Below are 18,337 nucleotides of genomic sequence, written 5' to 3'. Positions count from 1 at the left end.
GCCGTATGCTGCCGGCAAGCGCGGCAGAGAAACGCATGGTGGACATGTCGGGACGCTCATTTGATGATCACCATGGTTAGTTCGCGCGCGCCGCGCATCCGGTTACACCGTATCCGAAAAAAATTTGCGCGGCCCCATCGAGGGAGCGCACGCGCTGAATGGCGGGCTGGCGAAATCAGCCTTGAAACAGCGCGGCGACTGGCACGTCGAGGGGATCGGTAGCATCGACCCCATCGGAAAGGACAGGACCGGACGGCGCCGAACGCGTGCGGCCTGCGCTTACTGCCTGCGCACCACCACCGTCGCGGGTTGCGCCACATCGTCCAGCGTAAAGCTCACGGTGCGCGTGGCCGCATCGGCCCGGCCCGCCAGCGCGCGCCCGCCGGCGCGCACGTCGGCCTTGCCCTGCCAGCCGTGCACGGTGACGGCCACCTGGCGCCACCACGGCGCGAAGCGGCCTTCGCGCGGGCCGAACGCGATGGCGACGCCGTCCGGCTTCACGGTGCAGCTCACGGTCTGGCGCAGATAGCCGCCCTTCTCGAAGTCCATCGAATGGCCGTCGTCGAGATACAGCTCGCCCGTGCAGTCGGGGCCCGGATACACGTCCAGCATCAGCGGGCCGCGCGGCGTGTCGGCCGTGGACTGCACGACGTTCTGGCGCGGCAGGATCGTCCCCGCGCGCACGTACACGGGCAGGTGCGCGAGGCGCACGGTCTCCGTCACGAACGAACCGCCGCCGTGCGCCTCGCCCGTGGCCTGCGTGGCGGACTGGATCACCTGGTCTTGCGCGGCCGGCGCCGGCTGGCCGACGGGCAGTCCCGTCCAGTAATCGAACCAGCCGCCCTCCGGCAGGCAGGTGCGATAGGACTGGGGCGATTCGGGATGCGGCGGCGGCGACACGAGCAGCGCACGGCCCAGCGTGAAGGTCCACGACTGCTCGCACGGCAGGTTCAACGCCGACGGGTAGTCGTAGAACACGGGCCGCAGGATCGGGTCGCCGGTGCGCGCGTTCTGCTCGGCCAGCGCGTACAGGTACGGCATCAGCTTGTAGCGCTCCTCGACGAATTTGCGCCGGATCGCCAGGTGTTCCGGACCGTCGACCCACGGCTCCACGCGCGGCGTGCCCTTGGCCGAGTGATCGCGGAACAGCGGGTAGAACGCGCCGATCTCGAACCAGCGCGTGAGCAGGTCGGGACCCGGTCCGCCGGTGAAGCCGCTGACGTCGGCCGCGCCGTACGAAAAGCCGGACAGGCCCAGGTTGATGATCTGCTGGACCGACAGCTTCAGGTGGTCCCAGGTGGCGCTGTTGTCGCCGGTCCAGGTGACGGCATAGCGCTGGCCGCCGGCATAACTGGCGCGCGTCATCACGACGGCGCGCTCGCCCGGCGCCAGCTTGCGCAGCCCGTCGTAGGTGGCGCGCGTGTTCTGCATGCCGTACACGTTGTGGATCTCGCGGTGGTCGGCGGTTCTCGGCGCGAAATCGTCGGACGCGATGCGGTGGCGCGTCTCGTCCGGCATGGTCTTGGTCGGCGTATTGAAGATGGCCGGCTCGTTCATGTCGTTCCACGAACCGGCCACGCCCCACTGCACCTGCTCCTTGAACAGGCCGCCCCACCAGTCGCGCGTGGCGGCCTGGGTGAAGTCGGGGAACACGGACGGGCCGGGCCACACCGGCGCGACATAGGTCGTGCCGTCGGCGTTCTTCACGAAATGGTCGCCCTTCACGCCGCTGGCGTACGGCGCATAGCCCTGCTCCACCTTGGCCACGTGCAGGTCGGTGATCGTGATCACCTTGATGCCCTGGCGGCCCAGGTCGCGGATCAGGCCCGGCATGTCGGGGAACGCTTTTTTATCGACGGTGAACGGGCGGTTGCGGTCCTGCCAGTCGATGTCGAGCCAGACCACGTCGGTGGGCACGCGCTCGGCGCGCAGCCGCGCGGCGACGCCGCGCAGTTCGTCGGCCGACATATAGCTGTAGCGCGACTGCTGGTAGCCCAAGGCCCAGCGCGGCACCAGCGGCGCCTTGCCCGTCAGGTCGGTGTAGCGGCGCACCACCTCGGCCGTCGACGGGCCGTGGATCAGGTAGTAGTCGATCGGGCCGTCCGGCGCGCCGAACGCCAGCACGCCGTCCTCGCGGTGGCCGAAGTCGAACCAGCTGCGGTAGGTGTTGTCGAGGAAGACGCCGTAGCTGCCGCCGGCGCCGCCGACGCCGATGAAGAACGGGATCGACTTATAGATCGGGTCGTCGGCCGAGCCGAAGCCGAAGGCGTCCGTGTTCCAGTCGACGAAGCTCTTGCCGCGCCGGTCCAGGCCCCCGGTCTTGTCGCCGAGGCCGAAGTAATGCTCGGCCTGCGGCATCTGCTTGCGCAGCGTGAACGCGTGGCCGTCGACCTTGACGGGATCGATGGCGTCGGCCGAGATGACCTTGCCCGCCAGATCGCTCACCACGAGGCGGCCGTCGCGCACGTCGACGCGCAGCGTGCGCGTGGAAAATCCCGTCGGGCTGGCCTGCACGTGCACGCGGTGCGCGCGCACGTCGGCCGGCACGGCCCAGCTGGCGTCTTCCGGCAGCGTCCCGGCCGCGCCCATCGTCACGCGCAGGATGTCGTCGGTGAGCGCGAGCACGCGGATGCGCAGGCTGCCCTGGCGGACGTCCATGCCGTCGGCCTGGGCGGCGATGGTCGCCGGCTGCGCCTGGGCCGGCGCGGCGGCGAGAACGGACAGCGCCAGCGCGGCGGCGGCGATGCCCTTCTTGAGGGCGTGGTGGTCCTGCATACGGGTCTCCTGATCGGTCGATATTCGGGTTTATATCATTTCCTCGAACATAACCGAACGGATCTTGTGCGACGGCGCGGCTCGACATGAAAGCTGCCCCGCGCGTGAAGCCGGCGGGCGTCCGCTTATTTCGCGCCCGGCCGGTACAGCTGGTCGAACGTCCCGCCGTCCGCGAAGTGGATCTTCTGCGCCCTGCTCCAGCCGCCGAACACGTCGTCGATGGTAAACAGCTTCACGTGCGGGAACTGCGCGGCGTATTTGCGGCCGATCGTCGCATTGATCGGGCGGTAGAAATGCTTCGCGATGATGTCCTGGCCCTCATCCGTATACAAGAACCGCAGGTAGGCGTCCGCCACCTTGCGGGTGCCGCGCCGGTCGACCACCTTGTCGACGACGGCGACCGGCGGCTCGGCCAGGATGCTCTGTTGCGGCGCCACGATGTCGAACTTGTCCGGGCCCAGTTCCTTGATGGCCAGGATCGCTTCGTTTTCCCACGCGATCAGCACGTCGCCGATGCCACGCTCGACGAAGGTGGTCGTCGCGCCGCGGGCGCCCGAATCGAGGACGGGCACGTTCCTGAACAGCTTCGCCACGTAGTCGCGCGCCTTCGCTTCGCTGCCGCCCGGCTGTTTCAGGGCATTGCCCCAGGCCGCCAGGTAATTCCAGCGCGCCCCGCCCGACGTTTTCGGGTTGGGCGTGATGACTTGCACGCCCGGCTTGATCAGGTCGTTCCAGTCGTGGATGCCTTTCGGATTGCCCTTGCGCACCAGGAACACGATGGTCGAGTTGTAGGGCGAGCTGTTGTGCTGCAGGCGTTTCTGCCAATCCCTGGCGATCAGGCCCCGCTCGGCGATCGCGTCGATGTCCCCGGCGAGGGCCAGCGTGACGACGTCCGCGCCCAGGCCGTCGATCACGGCACGGGCCTGCTTGCCCGAGCCGCCGTGGGACGCCTTGAACACGACATTGTCTCCCGTCTGCGCTTTCCACCTGGCGGCGAACGCCTTGTCGACGTCCTGGTACAGCTCGCGCGTCGGGTCGTACGACACGTTCAGCAGGGTGACGTCGGCGGCATGTACGGTCGGCGCGACGAGCGCGACGGCCAGCAGGGCCTGGATCAGTTTTTTTGACAACATGTGTTCTCTCGTTCAAGGTTCTGGAAGCCATAGCGTAAAGAACACGCGTCGAACCGCGAACGAATCGTTTCAATTTTGCTTATCCGGTTTCGTCATATCCGCCCCATCTCGGGCACCTGAAAACTTTTTTCAAAAAATTTCCACTCGGCATTTAATGAGTCCGGCTGAACGGTCGTCTTGTACTTGTGAGAGCGCGAGATGCGCAACCTCCAAACAGTATCCAAGCCACTAGGAGCCATATCATGCTGAGCCTTCACACCAACGTCGCATCGCTTTCCGCACAAAATTCCCTGAGCCGCACCCAGTCGAGCCTCTCGACGTCGATGACCCGCCTGTCGACCGGCTACCGTATCAATTCGGCAATGGACGACGCTGCCGGCCTGCAGATCGCGACCCGCCTGAAAGCCCAGACCAGCGGTATGTCGGTCGCCATGCGCAACACCCAGAACTCGATCTCCATGCTGCAGACCGCCGACGGCGCGCTGAACGAAGTCAACAACATCCTGACCCGCATGAAGGACCTGGCCACCCAGTCCGCCGACGGTTCGTCGTCCGCCGATGACCAGACCGCGATGCAGTCCGAATACAACTCGCTGACCGACGAACTGTCGAACATCTTCTCGAACACCAAGTTCGGCGGCACCAAGCTGCTGAACACCGACGGCACGAGCAAACTGAGCACCGCCACCGGCATCACGTTCCAGATCGGCGCCGACAGCTCGGAGACCATGACCGCGAACTTCAGCGCCGAACTGACCTCGGTGAACAGCTCGATCTCGACCGCCACCAGCGCTACCTACGCAGGCGACGGCAGCCTCGCGGCCACCCCGTCCGCCGGCACCGACCTGACCACGACCGCTGGCGCCAACGCTGCGATCGGCAACCTGAGCACCGCGATCGACGCCGTGTCGACCCTGCGTTCGAAGCTGGGCGCCGTGTCGAACCGCCTCGACCACGTCTACAACAACCTGTCGAACATCTCGAGCAACACGCAGGCTGCAACCGGCCGCATCATGGACGTCGACTTCGCGACCGAGTCGTCGAGCATGACCTCGAACCAGATGCTGATGCAAGCTGGTACCGCCATGCTGAAGCAGACCAACAGCATGTCGTCGATGGTCATGTCCCTGCTGCAGTAATCGCAGGGCCAGGATTGGCCACCGCCCGGGCTGGTACAGCCGGGCATGCATGAAAGGCCAGCCACAAGCTGGCCTTTTCACTTTACACTGCCGAGATCATGGCCAGCATTTCCTTTCCCGCCCTTCCGCCGCCCGTCATGCCGGCGAGCGCCGCCGGTCCGCTGCCGGCAACGCCGGTCGGCGCGGTCGCGGCCGCCGTCCCGGTGGCACTATTGCAGGCCGAGCTCGAGGCGATCCCGCTGCCCCTGCCCGCCGCGCAGCCGACGCCCGTCCTGCCCGCCGGCGACGCTTTGCCCGACGCCGCGGCCATGCGCCCCGACCAGGTGGTGATGGCACGCCAACTCACCTGGCCGAGTCCGGACGGTGGCGCGCTCGCGACTTCATGGCGCGGCATGGTGCGCAGCTACGGCAGCCAACTGGTCACGCGCGCGATCCAGGCATCCCAGCAGCAGCGCGGTCAATTGCTGCCCAGCGCCCTGCTGCAGAGCGGGCTGGATGGACGCGTGCTGCGCCAGGCCGACCTGGCCACGCTGCCGCCCGACGCCTGGCGCTTCACCGTGCATCCGGGCGGTCCGCAGGCCCAGCACCTGCGCGTGATCGGGGAAGAGGAACAACAGCAGAAATCGCAGCGCCGGCGCCGCCGCACGGCCTTGCGCCTGGAACTGGTGCTGGCCGACGGCTCGGTCGTCACCGTACAGGCGGAGCCGCTGGCCGACGGCGTCATGCTCGAACTGTGCGCCCCCAACGCCGATACCCTGCTCCACCTGCGCGCCCTGCAGCCGCAACTGGAAGAAGCCGTGCGCCGCTCCGGCCTGCGCGTGCTCGGCTGGACCTGGCGCGACACCCTGCCGGAAGGCCGGGTGCACGCGCGCCTGCCGTCGACCGAGGCCGCCGCCGCGCTCAGCCTGCCCGTGTTCCGCGCGATGGCCGAACTGGCGCTGCTGCTGCCGGCGTAGGGTGAGCACCCCGTGCCCACGTGCGGCGTTTGCGTGACACGTACGTCCGCGCGGGCTCGGGGAGCCCGCCCGGCGAGGGGCGTGATCAACCCACGGTGCCGATGATCGAGACTTCGCGGTTTTCCGGGATCTCGTTATACGACAACACGTGCAGGCCCGGCGCGAACAGGCGCGCGTAGCGGGCCAGCAGCGGGCGGATCTGCGGCAGGACCAGCAACAGCGGCGGCGTGTGCTGCTGCTTCATCTGCTCGCGCGCCACCGGCATGTTCAGCTGCAGTTGCGACAGCAGCTGCGGATCGATCGGGTAGTTGTCCAGCACGACCTTGCCGCCATTGTTCTGGCGTGCCTGGTTCAGGGAACCGAGCAGCATGTTTTCCAGCTCCCCGGACAGGTTAAAGGCCGGCATGTCCTTCTTCTTGCCGTACAGGCCGGAGACGATCTGGCGGCGCAGCGCGCAGCGCACCTCGGCCGCCAGCAGGATCGGATCCTTCGTCGTTTCCGAGCTGTCCAGCAGGGTCGTCGCGATGACGACGATGTCCTTCAGCGACACGTGTTCGGCCAGCAGCACGCGGAACACGCGCAGCAGCTGGGTGTGCGTGAGCGCCTTGTCCAGCGCGCCGGCCAGCTTGGGCGACAGCGCCGTCAGGCGTTCCATCATCGCGGGCACGTCTTCGTGGCGGAACAGTTCCGACATATAGTCGCGCGCGATCTTGGACGTGTGCGTGGCGATCGCGCTCGGCACCTCGACGACCTGGTAGCCCTGCCCCAGCGCGTGCGCTTTCTGATCCGGTTCGATCCAGGTGACGGCCATGCCGAACGCGGGCTCGATGCCCGGAATGCCGTCGATCTCGCCGTACACGTTCGGCGACGGGATCGCCATCAGGCATTCCGCCACGACCTCGCCCTCGGCCACGACGGTGCCGTTGATCGCGATCGCGTACTGGTTCGGCCTTAATGTCAGGTCGTCGCGCACGCTGATCAAAGGCAGCAGCAGGCCCATTTGCTCCGAGAGGCTTTGGCGCACGCCCTTGATCCGTTTCGGCAGCACTTCGCCCTGTGCCTTGTCGAGCAGGTGCACGAGCTTGTAGCCGACGGTGATCGAGATCGGCTGCACGACCGGCAGCTGCTGCCAGTCGAGTTCCGGCGCGCGGTCGTCGCGCAGCGCCGCTTCGATGGCGGCCACGCTGGTGTCGTCCGGCGGCTTCACTTCTTCGCGCGCCAGCCTCCAGCCGACGTAGCCGATGGCGGCCGCGAACACGAGGAAGTAGAACGACGGCATGCCAGGCACCATCGCCAGGACCACCATCACGCCCGATGCCGAATACAGGACGGTGGGATTGGCCAGCAGCTGGCCGCCGACCTGCTGTTCGAAGTCGCCCGAATCGCTGATACGGGTAACGAGGATCGCCGCCGCCGCCGACAGCAGCAGCGCCGGTACCTGGGCCACGAGGCCGTCGCCGATCGTCAGCAATGCGTACTGGCGGAACGCGTCGGCGAACGACAGGTCGTGCATCAGCGCGCCGATGGCGACGCCGCCGATCATGTTGATGAGCAGGATGAGGATCGACGCGATCGCATCGCCGCGCACGAACTTCGAGGCACCGTCCATCGCGCCGTAGAAGTCCGCTTCGGACGCCACTTCCTTGCGCCGCAGCTGCGCTTTTTCCTGGTTGATCAGGCCCGCGTTCAGGTCGGCGTCGATCGCCATCTGCTTGCCGGGCAGCGCGTCCAGCGTGAAGCGCGCGGACACTTCGGAAATACGTTCGGAACCCTTCGTCACGACGACGAAGTTGATGATCATGAGGATCACGAAGACGACGATACCGACGACGAAGTTACCGCCGATGACGACATTGCCGAACGCCTCGATCACGTGGCCGGCGGCGGCGGTGCCCTCGTGGCCGTGCAGCAGCACGACACGCGTGGACGCCACGTTCAGCGCGAGGCGCAGCAGCGTGGTGCCGAGGATGACGGTCGGGAAGACCGAGAAGTCCAGCGGCCGCCTGGCCGAGACGGACGTCAGGATCACGATCAGCGCCGCCACGATGTTGAACGTGAACAGCACGTCCAGCACCACGGGCGCCAGCGGCAGCATGATCATCGCCAGGAGCGTCAGCAGGAACGCCGGCGTGGCGATCTTCTGGCGACGCACCTCGAGCATCAAGCTGTTCAGGAAATTCATGTCGGGGATACCTCACTCAAAGCGGCCGGCACGGCCACGTCATTCGGGAACCGGGGGGCGGCCTGGCGCCGGCCCGCACGGAAAGCATTCAACTGCAGCACGTAGTTCAGCACCTGCGACACGGCCTGGTACAGCGCGGCGGGAATCTGCTGCTGCACCTGGCTGGTGTTGTAGATGGCACGTGCCAGCGGCGGCAGCGCGATCGTTTCGATGTCGTGCCTGGCCGCGACCTGGCGGATGTACAGGGCCATCTCGTCGATGCCCTTCGCCACCACGAAAGGCGCTTCCGCACGCTTGATGTCGTACTTCAGCGCGACCGCGTAGTGCTCGGGATTCACGATCACCACGTCGGCGGTCGGCACGGTCTTGTTCACGTTGCGGCGGGCCATCTGCTGCTGGAGTTGGCGGATGCGCGCACGGATCTCGGGCTTGCCCTCGGTGCTCTTGTATTCTTCCTTCACTTCCTGCTTGCTCATGCGCTGGCCGCGGGCGAACAGGAATGCCTGCAGCGGCACGTCGATCAGCGCGAACAGCACGAACACGGCGACGAGCGCCATCAGGCCGTCGAACATCATGCCGCCGCCGTGCAGCAGCGCGTCGCTCAGCGGCATGCGCTGCAGGTCGACCCAGGCCGACACCGCCGAGCGCACCACGTGCACGAGCACCATCGACAGCACCGCCGCCTTGGCCAGCGACGTCGCGAATGTCGTCCAGTGCTTGCCGGAGGCCAGCTGGCCGAGGTTCTTCACGGGCGAAAAACGGTCGAACTTGGGCATCAGGTTGTTCGTCGAGAACACCAGCCCGCCCGGCACGATGCTCGCCACCACGATCGCGAACGGCACGCCCAGCAGGGGCAGCACCATCTTCACGAGCAGCACGGCGGCGTCGCTCCACACGACGGACATCGCGTTCTCGACCGCGCCCGCCGCGCCCAGTGGCGCGTACACGAGCCGGAACAGGGAACGGAACGACTCGAGGTAGTCCGGCAGCAGGTACACGAACAGCTTGAGGCTGACCAGGATACCGACCGCGGTCGCCAGGTCCTTCGAACGGACGACGTGGCCCTGCTCGCGCGCCTTCTTCAGCTTCTGGGTCGAGGCCTTTTCTGTCTTGTCGCCGGAGGTGCCGTCAGCCATGCGCCGCCCCCATCTGCTGCTGGAGCATCTCCAGCACCTGGTTGGTCATCTGCACGTAGTGTTCGGGGATGAAGCGCACGACCTGCACCAGCATCATCAGGCCGAACAGCGTCACCAGCGAAAAGCCCAGCGAGAACAGGTTCAGCGACGGCGCCACGCGGTTCAGGAAGCCGAAGCCGATCTGCACCACCATCGTCGAAAACACGATCGGCAGCGCCAGCAGGATCGCGGCCGAGAACACCCAGCCCACGTTCAGCGCCACCGTCTGCAGCAGCAGATTGCCCGCAGTCGATGCTGTTGCGCTGCCGACCGGCCAGGCCAGGAAGCTCTGGCCCAGCACGCCGGCCAGCACGAGGTGGCCGTCGACGGCGAAGAACACGAGGATCGCCACGAGGCCCAGCAGGGTCGAGATCACGTCCGACTGCTGGCCGTTGATCGGGTCGTTCATCTGCGCCATCGAAAAGCCCACCTGGCTCGAGACGAGGAAGCCGAGCATGTTCACGACCGCCATCGTCAACTGCAGCGCGAAGCCGATCACGCCGCCGATCACGGCCTGCTCGACCATCACGACGACGCCGGCCAGCGAGAACGGGTCGGGCATGACGGCGCCCTTCGTCAGCGGCAGCATCAGGAAGGCGAGCACCACGGACAGCAGCGCGCGCACCGGCACCGGCACCAGCGCGTCGCCGATGACGGGTGCCGTCGACAGCAGCGCCATGACGCGGCAGAACGGCCACCACAGTGCGCTGATGAACGGCAGCAGCAGGTGGGAGACTTCCAGCATCAGCCGACCAGGGTCGCGGCGCGCTGGAACACGCTCACGCAATAGTCCATCAGTTTGCCGGTCATCCAGTGACCGGCGAGGATCAGGGCCACCAGCGTCACGAGCAGGCGCGGCAGGAAGCTCAGCGTCTGCTCGTTGATCTGGGTGGCGGCCTGCACGAGGGCGACGATGACGCCGGTCACGAGGCCAGGCAACACCAGCACCATCACGAGCAGCATCACCAGCTGCAGGGCTTCGACGATGAAGTCGACGGCGATATCAGGAGTCATACGAGTAGGTTGCAGCCGGCTAGATGCCGTGGATGCTGCCGACGAGAGTATTCACGGTCAGGGTCCAGCCATCGACCAGCACGAACAGCAGCAGCTTGAACGGCAGCGAGATGACGAGGGGCGAAAGCATCATCATGCCCATGGCCATCAGCACCGACGACACCACCAGGTCGATGATCAGGAACGGAATGAACAGCATGCAGCCGATCTGGAATGCGCTCTTGAGCTCGGACAGCACGAAGGCCGCCAGCTTCACGGTGAAGCCGCGGTCCATCGGCTTCATCTCGGCCGGTTCGCCGGACAGGTGCGCGATCTGGGCCAGCGCGGTCTTGCTGGTCTGCGCGAGCATGAAGCGCGACAGCGGCACCTCGGCGATCTTGAGCGCCTGCTCCAGCGAGATCTTGTCCTTGTCGTAAGGGACGAACGCGTCGTTCCAGACCTGCATGCCGACCGGGCGCATGACGAGCAGCGTGAGGATCAGCGCGACGCCCGTGATGATCCGGTTGGGCAGGCCCTGCTGCAGGCCGAGGGCCTGGCGCAGCAGCGACAGCACGATCACGAAGCGGGTGAAGCTGGTCATCATCATGACCATCACGGGCAGCAGCCCGAGGATGGTCATCAGCACCAGGATCTGCGACTTCACCGTCAGGCCGCTGGTCGAACCGGGGATGATGCCGGGAAGGACGTCCTGCCCCGCCGGGGCGGCCCAGGCGCTCGCGCCGGCCAGCAAAAGAACGGCGCCGGTCAAGATTGCCGGCGCATGGCGGCGCAGGGGAGCCAAAACCGCGGCGCCGCGAACCTGCAACGTCATGACGTGATCAGGTCCAGGTTGAGGCCGTCCAGATCGATCACCTTGAGGCCGTACTGCTCGCCCGCGACGACCACTTCGGCGCGCCCGATGGCGGCGCCGTTGACCTTGATGACGAGCGGCTCGCCCGCCATGGCGTCGAGCGGCAGCACGCTGTCCGGGCCGATCGCCATCAGTTCCTGCAGCGAGACGCGGGCCGAGCCCACTTCCAGCGTCAGCGTCACGGGGATGCGGCGCATCATCTGCGGCAGGCGCGCCGACGCTTTCGACGCGGCCGCGGGCTTGCCTTCCGCGGCGGATTCGCCGGCCATCGGCGTGTCGTCGATGAGGATGTCGTCTTCAGCGAATTGATCGTTCAGGTTCATGATGATTACTCGGCGTCTTCAAAAGAGGTTAAACACAGCTTGCCCTTGTGCTCGGCGACGGCGGCGGTAAACAACCGGGCCTCGTCGAGCAGGACGTCGGCCCGGCCCACATTCACCGGAATCACATCGCCCACTTTCAGGTCGAACAGTGCGCCCAGGGTGATTTCCTTGCTGACCAGGCGGCCGTCCAGCTTGACCTGGAGCTTGGTCTCGAGCGGCTCGGCCGGACCGCGCGCGGCGGTCGAGCGGCCGGTTTCCGGGCGCAGCGTGCCCAGAATGGTGGCCATCAGTTGCTGATCGGGCGCGATCCAGAACTGGCCGGTGTTGTCGTTGTTATCACGTACCCGCACGCGCACGGCCCAGTTGCTCTCGCCGGGCATTGCCGAAGCCACCACGGCATTGGCGTGGACGGGTCGCGGCGCGACGTCCATTGCAACATTGGCAGCGACGCGTGCATACAACAAATCCACCATTTGTTGCGTCAGGACGACGCCCAATCTTTCCTCGGTGGCCGTCACGCGCTCCGTTTGCGGGTCGCGTTGCGTTGCGCCTGCGCTACGTCCGCCGTAGCGCCGTTCCAACAGTGTCAGTAATAAACCACGCTCGAAAGTAACCGCGACGGTGCCCAGCGCACCCAGAACGGCCATCCAGCGCAGGTTATGTTCTTGCGGCACACGGCCGAATTCAATGTGTTCGAGACGCCAGCCGGCCCAGTAACGACGGGCGCTACCCTGCATCGCGGTGTCCAGGTCCTCCTGAAGACGCGCCGCAAACTGGGGCAGCATATGTACCGGACGCCCTAGCAGGCAGGGGTCGAGCACTTGGTGCTGCAGGGTGGTATCGGGATTTGCAATCGGCATGGTCAAATTAAAAAAATGATAAGCAGAGATGCTTTCTTTTCATTCCTCTGGGCAACTATTATAACCGGGAAACTGTGTCACGCCATTTGATTTTCCCCTTTGAATTCGCCATTGCCCTACGGTAAGATGCAGTTACTGCGCTGGGAAAAACAAAAATTCACTCTGGGTCACTGACGAAACCGCAGGTATTCTCTCCGGTTCTGGCCGAGAAACCAAGCCACAATATGACGTTTGAAATTTAACAATTTTCCAAATGTTAATATTTGTTGCAACAAATGCAATGCCAATCGTCGATAGCAACATTTACTAAAAGTCACAACCCGCAAACTTACAGCATGGGAGCGATGAACACGATGGGAACTGAACTTGCCGGCCAAATCCGGGCCGACCTGGCAGCCCTCACCAACGACGCCAGCCGCCTTGCCGTCGTGGCGCCGTCGGTGGATGCCGGCCACCCCGCCCTGGCGGATGGCAGCGGCAACTTCTCCTTCGCGCAGAGCATGAAGAATGCCCTGGTCAGCGTGGACCAGGACCAACAGGTGGCCAACCAGAAGATGGAAGCCGTGGACAGCGGCAAGAGCGACGACCTGGTCGGCGCCATGCTGTCGTCGCAGCAGGCCAACCTGTCGTTTTCGATGCTGATGCAGGTTCGTAACAAAGTCATGGGCGCCGTCGACGAGCTGCTCAAGCTGCCCGTCTGACAGGAAAAACTCCGATCGTGATTGCCACCCTCAAGTCCGCCTTCGGCGGCAAGCGCCTGGCCCTGCCGCCCGCGCTGACCAAGAACCTGACCCCGATGCTGGTGCTGGCCATCGGCATTACCGCGGCGGTCATGCTGTACATGTGGAACGACCAGGCCGGCTACAAGCCGGTGTTCGGCGCCCACGAGAAAGTCGTCGCCAGCGACATGATGGGCGTGCTCGATGCCGAGCACGTCCCCTACCGCATCCATCCGGATTCCGGCCAGGTGATGGTCCCGACCGGCCAACTGGGCAAGGTGCGCATGCTGCTGGCCGCCAAGGGCGTGACCGCGCAGCTGCCGGCCGGCCTGGAGCTGATGGACAAGAACGACCCGCTGGGCGTGTCGCAGTTCGTGCAGGACGTGCGCTTCCGCCGCGGCCTGGAAGGCGAGCTGGCGCAGTCGATCCTGACGCTGGACGCCATCGCCGCGGCACGCGTGCACCTGGCAATCGCCAAGTCGTCGTCGTTCGTCGCGAGCGACGGCGATAAATCGTCGGCGTCCGTTGTGATAGCGGTAAAGCCGGGCCACAACCTGTCGAACGAACAGATCGCCGCGATCGTGAACCTCGTCGCGGGCAGCGTCGCGGGCCTGGCCCCGAGCCGCGTGTCGCTCGTCGACCAGGGCGGCAACTACCTGTCGTCGCGCGTGGACCTGACCGAAGGCTTCGACGGCGCCGCCCAGGGCGACGCCGCCGCCAAGCGCTACCAGGATGACGCGCGCGCCAACGTGGCCGGCCTGCTCGGTCCCGTGCTCGGCACCGACAACTTCAAGGTCAGCGTGACCGCCGACGTCGACAACGACAAGATCGAGGAAACGCAGGAGAAGTACGGCGCGGACCCGAAGGTCACCAGCGAAGCGATGCGCGAAGAGATGGAAAAGAGCCGCATGGCGCTCGGCGTGCCGGGCACGCTGTCGAACCGTCCGCCGGTCGCGAGCAATCCGCCGGCCGATCCGAACGCCGCCGCCAGCGCGAACGGTGCCGCCGCGCCGAACGCCCAGCCAGACGACGGCAGCGCGCGCAAGAACGCGACGACCCGCCAGTACGCCTACGACCGTGCGATCACGCAGATCAAGCGCTCGCGCGGCCGCCTCAAGAAGCTGTCGGTGGCCGTGGTGCTGAACAACGCCAAGTCGGCGACGCCGAAGACGGGCTGGAGCCCGGCCGAGATCGCCAACATCGACAAGATCCTGCGCGGTGGCCTGGGCATCGACACCACCCGCGGCGACGTGCTGACGGTGTCCTCGCTGAACTTCCCGGCGCCGATCCCGGTCGAGCCGTGGTACCAGGAACGCGACAACATCGTCGACATGGCCGGCTACGCGATGTACGCGATCGGCGCCCTGCTCGGCTGGCTCCTGGTCCTGCGTCCGCTGATGCGCATGCTGAACAAGCGCGTCGCGCCGCAGACTGCCGCTGCGCCGAACCTGGCGACCGTCCAGGCCGGCGCAGGCAATGCCCTGCCGGGCGCGCACAGCGCCGGCGCATTGCCGGCACCGGCCGGCACGGCGGCGCATGCCACGGCGGGCGCACTGCCTGCGCCGGAGACGGCCTCGACGAGCGGCACGCTGCCGGTCCAGGCGCTGCTCGAGGAATACGATTTGCCCCCGGCCGGTTCGGCCGTGGATGTGATGGTCGACCACCTGAAGGTCCTGGCGGGCAAAGAGCCGGAGCGGGTGGCGGAAGTGGTCAAACAATGGGTGCAAAAGAAAAATGGCGGATCTGAACAATAACGACGTGCAGGAAGCAGTGCTGAGCCCGGTCGAGCAGGCTGCGATCGTGCTGCTGTCCATCGGCGAAGAACCGGCCGCGGCCGTTCTGCGCTGCCTCGAACGCGAAGAATTGATCGAGCTGACCCAGGTGATGAGCCGGATGAGCGGCATCAAGGTCGACGCCGTGAAGAACTCGATCCAGAAGTTCTTCGACGACTACCGCCAGCAAAGCGGCCTGCACGGCGCGTCGCGCAGCTACCTCAAGCGCTCGCTCGACCTGGCGCTGGGCAGCGAAATCGCGAATTCCGTGCTCAACACGATCTACGGCGACGCGATCCGCCCGATGATGGCGCGCCTGCAGTACGCGTCGCCGAAGTGGCTCGCGGACTACATCGCCGCCGAGCACGTGCAGATGCAGGCCGTGTTCCTCGCGTTCCTGCCGCCCGCGCTGGCCGGCCAGATCATCGACGCGCTGCCGGAAGACGGCCGCGAACTGGTGCTGCTGAACCTGGCGCGCCTGGAAGAGATCGACCGCGACCTGCTGTCCGAGCTGGAAGAGCTGGTGCAGCGCTGCCTGTCCGCGCTCGACACCCAGAGCGCCACCGTGGAAGGCGTGCGCCAGGCGGCCGACATCCTGAACCGCCTGCCGAACAACCGCGCTACGATGGTCGAGCTGCTGCGCGCGCACGATCCGGACGTCGTGTCCAGGATCGAGATGTCGATGTACGACTTCTTCATCCTGTCGAAACAGACCGAACAGACCATCACGCGCCTGCTCGACGAGATCCCGCTGGAGCAGTGGGCGATCGCGCTCAAGGGTGCCGAACCGGCCCTGCGCGACGCGCTGCTCGGCGCGATGCCGAAGCGCCAGGCGCAGAGCTTCGAGGACCTCATGAAGCGTTCCGGCCCCGTGCCGATGTCGCGCATCGTGCAAACGCGCCAGGAGATCATGGCGCAGGTCAAGGAGCTTGCCGACAACGGTGAGATCGAAGTCCAGCTGTTTGCCGAGGCGACCGCCGAATGAAGCAGTTCCGGCCTTACCACTTCCCGCCGCTGGCGCAGTTCATCGCTGCCGGCGCGGCCAAGGGCGCGCAATCGTCGTCCTCGGCCACGCCGACCGAAGACTGGCAGAGCGCCGTGGCCGACGGCTACCGCCAGGGCCAGCGCGAAGGCTATGAAGTCGGCCTGGACGAAGGCCGCGCGGACGGCTACGACGCCGGCCATGCGGAAGGTGTCGAGCGCGGCGTCGACGAAGGCCGCCAGCAGGCGCTGACCGAGCTGGAAAAGATGGCCAAGCCGGTCGACGCGATGCTGCGCAGCCTGAGGAAGATGAAGACCGAATTCCGCAACGCGCAGCGCAAGGAAGTGGTGGACCTGGTCGGCAAGATCGCCCGCCAGGTGATTCGCGCCGAGCTGGCGCTGCAGCCCGTGCAGATGCTGAACCTCGTCGACGAAGCGCTGGCCGCGATGCCGCCGACGCGCGACGACGTGGAAGTCTTCATGAATCCGGAAGAACTCAAGCGCATCCAGGAGCTCGATCCGAAACGCGCCAAGAAATGGAACCTGATGGCCGATCCGGGCCTGGACCTGGGCGAATGCCGCGTGCGCGCGGGCGACCATGAAGTGGACGCCGGCTGCCAGAACCGCCTGGCCGCCTGCATGACGCAGGTCCGCGAAAGCCTGGACGGCGCCGCCAGGGAGGACGCCGAATGAGCGCCCTGGCCGAAACCCTGCGCGCGCTGGAGATCAAGGCCCCGCCGGTCGCGACGCCCACCGGGCGTCTCGTCGCCGTGCAGGGCCTGCTGCTCGAAAGCGTGGGCTGCCGCCTGCACACGGGCCAGCGCTGCCGCGTCGAGACCGTCGACGGCACCTGGCTCGATGCGCAGGTCGTGGGCTTTCGCGACAAGGTGACGTACCTGATGCCGTTCAAGCAGGCCGACGGCCTCGTGACCGGCGCCCGCGTGCTGCCGGCCACCGGCCCGTCCAGCATCCAGATCGGCCCGTCGTGGATGGGCCGCATGGTGAACGGCCTCGGCGAGCCGATCGACGGCCGCGGCAAGCTGGGTGGCGAAGAGACCCTGTCGACCACGCCGCCCAAGGTCAACCCGCTGCGCAAGGCGCCGGTGGAAGAGCCGCTGGACGTGGGCGTACGCGCGATCAATTCGATGCTCACGATCGGCAAGGGCCAGCGCGTCGGCCTGATGGCAGGTTCCGGCGTCGGCAAGTCCGTGCTGCTCGGCCTGATCACGCGCCAGACCGTGGCCGACGTGATCGTCGTGGGCCTGATCGGCGAACGTAACCGCGAAGTCCGCGAGTTCATCGAGAAGTCGCTGGGCCCCGAGGGCCTGAAGCGCGCCGTCGTGGTGGTGGCGCCGGCCGACGAGTCGCCGCTGATGCGCGTGATGGCGACGGAACTGTGCCACTCGATCGCGGCGCATTTCCGCGACCGCGGCCAGAACGTGCTGCTGCTGTGCGATTCGCTGACCCGCTACGCGATGGCGCTGCGCGAAGTCGCGCTGTCGCTGGGCGAGCCGCCGGCTACGCGCGGTTATCCGCCGTCGGTGTTCTCGAACCTGCCGCAGCTGGTGGAATCGGCCGGCAACGGCGAAAACGAGAACGGCAGCATGAGCGCCATCTACACCGTGCTGGCCGAAGGCGACGACCAGCAGGACCCGGTCGTCGACAGCGCCCGTGCGATCCTCGACGGCCACATCGTGCTGACGCGCGAACTGGCCGAACGCGGGCACTACCCGGCGATCGACGTCGCGCAATCCATCAGCCGCTGCATGGCGCAAGTGGTCGCCCCGGAACACGCGCTGGCCGCGCGCAAGCTCAAGGCCGCGCTGGCGAAGCATGCGCGCGTGCGCGACCTGATCCCGCTCGGCGCTTATCAACCGGGGGCCGATCCTGAAACCGACCGCGCCGTCAAGCTGCATCCGCATATCGAAGCATTCCTGTGCCAGGGCACGCGCGAAGACGCGCCGTTCGCGGGTTGCGTCGACCAGTTGAAAGCGATGATGGCATGAGCAAGCGCGAAACGATCACCAGCCTGGATACCCTCGTACGCGTACGCAGCACCGAGGTCGAGCGCATGCAGACGGCGCTGGCCAAGAAAGAAGCGACGCGTGTGCGCTACCAGACCAGCGTGGACCGCCTGACGGCCCTCGCCGAAGGCAGCGGCCCGTCGGGCGAGCCGGCCGGCGCGCGGCCGCTGTCGCCGGCGCTGGCCATGAATTGCGGTAATTATAAGCAGGCCGTGTTCGCCCTCGCGGACACCCATCGCACCGACCTGCAGCTGCACGAGGCCGACATGGCCGTCGCGCAGCAGAACCTGGCCCACGCCTGGACGCGGCGTGAACTGCTGGGCAAAGTGCTGGAGCAGCATGAGGTCGCGTACGCGCGCGCGCAGGAACGCACGCAGCGCAAGCGCGAGGATGAGATTGCCACGCAGTCGTGGCTGGCAAAGAACGCATAAGCA

Annotated in this window: 17 protein-coding genes; 8 read left to right on the top strand and 9 right to left on the bottom strand. The window is 66.4% G+C overall.

Annotation, left to right across the window (positions count from 1 at the left end; genetic code table 11):
* Window positions 1-279: 279 nt before the first annotated feature.
* Both U9J41_RS19730 and U9J41_RS19725 read right to left on the bottom strand, forming a co-directional pair.
* On the bottom strand, window positions 280-2,775 hold the full coding sequence (locus U9J41_RS19730; protein WP_322403867.1) for a glycoside hydrolase family 31 protein: 2,496 nt from the start codon (window positions 2,773-2,775) through the stop codon (window positions 280-282).
* Window positions 2,776-2,900: 125 nt separating this feature from the next.
* Window positions 2,901-3,908, bottom strand: coding sequence for a sulfate ABC transporter substrate-binding protein (locus tag U9J41_RS19725; protein ID WP_322403866.1), 1,008 nt, complete (start codon window positions 3,906-3,908; stop codon window positions 2,901-2,903).
* 242 nt (window positions 3,909-4,150) lie between these two features.
* Between U9J41_RS19725 and U9J41_RS19720 the strand changes: the two genes are divergently transcribed.
* Window positions 4,151-5,047 carry a flagellin N-terminal helical domain-containing protein gene (locus U9J41_RS19720; RefSeq protein ID WP_322403865.1) on the top strand — a complete coding sequence of 299 codons (897 nt, stop codon included), beginning with the start codon at window positions 4,151-4,153 and terminating at the stop codon, window positions 5,045-5,047.
* Between the two features lie 98 nt (window positions 5,048-5,145).
* On the top strand, window positions 5,146-6,003 hold the full coding sequence (locus U9J41_RS19715; RefSeq protein WP_322403864.1) for a hypothetical protein: 858 nt from the start codon (window positions 5,146-5,148) through the stop codon (window positions 6,001-6,003).
* 85 nt (window positions 6,004-6,088) lie between these two features.
* Here the strand turns inward: U9J41_RS19715 and U9J41_RS19710 are convergent, their stop codons facing one another.
* The 7 genes from U9J41_RS19710 to U9J41_RS19680 are packed head-to-tail and all read right to left on the bottom strand — an operon-like array spanning window position 6,089 to window position 12,407.
* On the bottom strand, window positions 6,089-8,185 hold the full coding sequence (locus tag U9J41_RS19710; RefSeq protein ID WP_322403863.1) for a flagellar biosynthesis protein FlhA: 2,097 nt from the start codon (window positions 8,183-8,185) through the stop codon (window positions 6,089-6,091).
* On the bottom strand, window positions 8,182-9,321 hold the full coding sequence (locus tag U9J41_RS19705) for an EscU/YscU/HrcU family type III secretion system export apparatus switch protein (RefSeq protein WP_322403862.1): 1,140 nt from the start codon (window positions 9,319-9,321) through the stop codon (window positions 8,182-8,184). The genes U9J41_RS19710 and U9J41_RS19705 overlap by 4 nt, the downstream gene beginning before the upstream one ends.
* Entirely contained in the window at window positions 9,314-10,105 is a 792-nt protein-coding gene (gene fliR, locus U9J41_RS19700; RefSeq protein WP_322403861.1) for a flagellar biosynthetic protein FliR, read from the bottom strand. Before fliR ends, U9J41_RS19705 begins: the two co-directional genes overlap by 8 nt.
* Window positions 10,105-10,374, bottom strand: a complete 270-nt coding sequence (fliQ, locus tag U9J41_RS19695; RefSeq protein ID WP_322403860.1) for a flagellar biosynthesis protein FliQ — start codon at window positions 10,372-10,374, stop codon at window positions 10,105-10,107. Before fliQ ends, fliR begins: the two co-directional genes overlap by 1 nt.
* A gap of 19 nt (window positions 10,375-10,393) precedes the next feature.
* On the bottom strand, window positions 10,394-11,185 hold the full coding sequence (gene fliP, locus U9J41_RS19690; protein ID WP_322403859.1) for a flagellar type III secretion system pore protein FliP: 792 nt from the start codon (window positions 11,183-11,185) through the stop codon (window positions 10,394-10,396).
* Window positions 11,182-11,493 (bottom strand): FliM/FliN family flagellar motor switch protein, encoded by a 312-nt coding sequence (locus U9J41_RS19685; protein WP_322403891.1) that lies wholly within the window; start codon window positions 11,491-11,493, stop codon window positions 11,182-11,184. The genes fliP and U9J41_RS19685 overlap by 4 nt, the downstream gene beginning before the upstream one ends.
* 59 nt (window positions 11,494-11,552) lie before the next feature.
* The gene (locus U9J41_RS19680; RefSeq protein WP_322403858.1) at window positions 11,553-12,407 is read right to left on the bottom strand and encodes a FliM/FliN family flagellar motor switch protein; all 855 of its coding nucleotides are present in this window, start codon (window positions 12,405-12,407) and stop codon (window positions 11,553-11,555) included.
* 353 nt (window positions 12,408-12,760) lie between these two features.
* On the opposite strand from U9J41_RS19680, the gene fliE reads away from it, so the two are divergent.
* From fliE to fliJ, 6 genes are read left to right on the top strand one after another with little or no spacing between them, the layout of a single operon-like run.
* A complete protein-coding gene (fliE, locus tag U9J41_RS19675) occupies window positions 12,761-13,108 on the top strand; it encodes a flagellar hook-basal body complex protein FliE (protein WP_322403857.1) in 348 nt (115 codons plus the stop codon).
* Window positions 13,109-13,125: 17 nt separating this feature from the next.
* Window positions 13,126-14,880: a flagellar basal-body MS-ring/collar protein FliF gene (gene fliF, locus U9J41_RS19670; protein ID WP_322403856.1), complete on the top strand. Its 1,755-nt coding sequence runs from the start codon at window positions 13,126-13,128 to the stop codon at window positions 14,878-14,880.
* Window positions 14,861-15,883, top strand: coding sequence for a flagellar motor switch protein FliG (locus tag U9J41_RS19665; protein WP_056439161.1), 1,023 nt, complete (start codon window positions 14,861-14,863; stop codon window positions 15,881-15,883). The genes fliF and U9J41_RS19665 overlap by 20 nt, the downstream gene beginning before the upstream one ends.
* Entirely contained in the window at window positions 15,880-16,572 is a 693-nt protein-coding gene (gene fliH / locus U9J41_RS19660; RefSeq protein WP_322403855.1) for a flagellar assembly protein FliH, read from the top strand. The genes U9J41_RS19665 and fliH overlap by 4 nt, the downstream gene beginning before the upstream one ends.
* Window positions 16,569-17,885: a flagellar protein export ATPase FliI gene (gene fliI, locus U9J41_RS19655; RefSeq protein WP_322403854.1), complete on the top strand. Its 1,317-nt coding sequence runs from the start codon at window positions 16,569-16,571 to the stop codon at window positions 17,883-17,885. The genes fliH and fliI overlap by 4 nt, the downstream gene beginning before the upstream one ends.
* Window positions 17,882-18,334: a flagellar export protein FliJ gene (fliJ, locus tag U9J41_RS19650; protein WP_322403853.1), complete on the top strand. Its 453-nt coding sequence runs from the start codon at window positions 17,882-17,884 to the stop codon at window positions 18,332-18,334. The genes fliI and fliJ overlap by 4 nt, the downstream gene beginning before the upstream one ends.
* Window positions 18,335-18,337: the final 3 nt, after the last annotated feature.

The sequence above is a fragment of the Massilia luteola genome, assembly GCF_034420155.1.
Taxonomy (GTDB): Bacteria; Pseudomonadota; Gammaproteobacteria; order Burkholderiales; family Burkholderiaceae_D; genus Telluria; species Telluria luteola.
This window is presented reverse-complemented; position numbering and strand designations above follow the sequence as displayed.

What these genes read in the sequence shown, in the direction of transcription:
- U9J41_RS19710 (WP_322403863.1), bottom strand. Translation starts at nt 8,185, where the DNA reads ATGAATTTCCTGAACAGCTTGATGCTCGAGGTGCGTCGCCAGAAGATC.
- U9J41_RS19665 (WP_056439161.1), top strand. Translation starts at nt 14,861, where the DNA reads ATGGCGGATCTGAACAATAACGACGTGCAGGAAGCAGTGCTGAGCCCG.
- U9J41_RS19680 (WP_322403858.1), bottom strand. Translation starts at nt 12,407, where the DNA reads ATGCCGATTGCAAATCCCGATACCACCCTGCAGCACCAAGTGCTCGAC.
- U9J41_RS19720 (WP_322403865.1), top strand. Translation starts at nt 4,151, where the DNA reads ATGCTGAGCCTTCACACCAACGTCGCATCGCTTTCCGCACAAAATTCC.
- U9J41_RS19725 (WP_322403866.1), bottom strand. Translation starts at nt 3,908, where the DNA reads ATGTTGTCAAAAAAACTGATCCAGGCCCTGCTGGCCGTCGCGCTCGTC.
- U9J41_RS19705 (WP_322403862.1), bottom strand. Translation starts at nt 9,321, where the DNA reads ATGGCTGACGGCACCTCCGGCGACAAGACAGAAAAGGCCTCGACCCAG.
- fliE (WP_322403857.1), top strand. Translation starts at nt 12,761, where the DNA reads ATGGGAACTGAACTTGCCGGCCAAATCCGGGCCGACCTGGCAGCCCTC.
- fliH (WP_322403855.1), top strand. Translation starts at nt 15,880, where the DNA reads ATGAAGCAGTTCCGGCCTTACCACTTCCCGCCGCTGGCGCAGTTCATC.
- U9J41_RS19730 (WP_322403867.1), bottom strand. Translation starts at nt 2,775, where the DNA reads ATGCAGGACCACCACGCCCTCAAGAAGGGCATCGCCGCCGCCGCGCTG.
- fliI (WP_322403854.1), top strand. Translation starts at nt 16,569, where the DNA reads ATGAGCGCCCTGGCCGAAACCCTGCGCGCGCTGGAGATCAAGGCCCCG.
- U9J41_RS19685 (WP_322403891.1), bottom strand. Translation starts at nt 11,493, where the DNA reads ATGGCCGGCGAATCCGCCGCGGAAGGCAAGCCCGCGGCCGCGTCGAAA.
- fliP (WP_322403859.1), bottom strand. Translation starts at nt 11,185, where the DNA reads ATGACGTTGCAGGTTCGCGGCGCCGCGGTTTTGGCTCCCCTGCGCCGC.
- fliR (WP_322403861.1), bottom strand. Translation starts at nt 10,105, where the DNA reads ATGCTGGAAGTCTCCCACCTGCTGCTGCCGTTCATCAGCGCACTGTGG.
- fliQ (WP_322403860.1), bottom strand. Translation starts at nt 10,374, where the DNA reads ATGACTCCTGATATCGCCGTCGACTTCATCGTCGAAGCCCTGCAGCTG.
- fliJ (WP_322403853.1), top strand. Translation starts at nt 17,882, where the DNA reads ATGAGCAAGCGCGAAACGATCACCAGCCTGGATACCCTCGTACGCGTA.
- U9J41_RS19715 (WP_322403864.1), top strand. Translation starts at nt 5,146, where the DNA reads ATGGCCAGCATTTCCTTTCCCGCCCTTCCGCCGCCCGTCATGCCGGCG.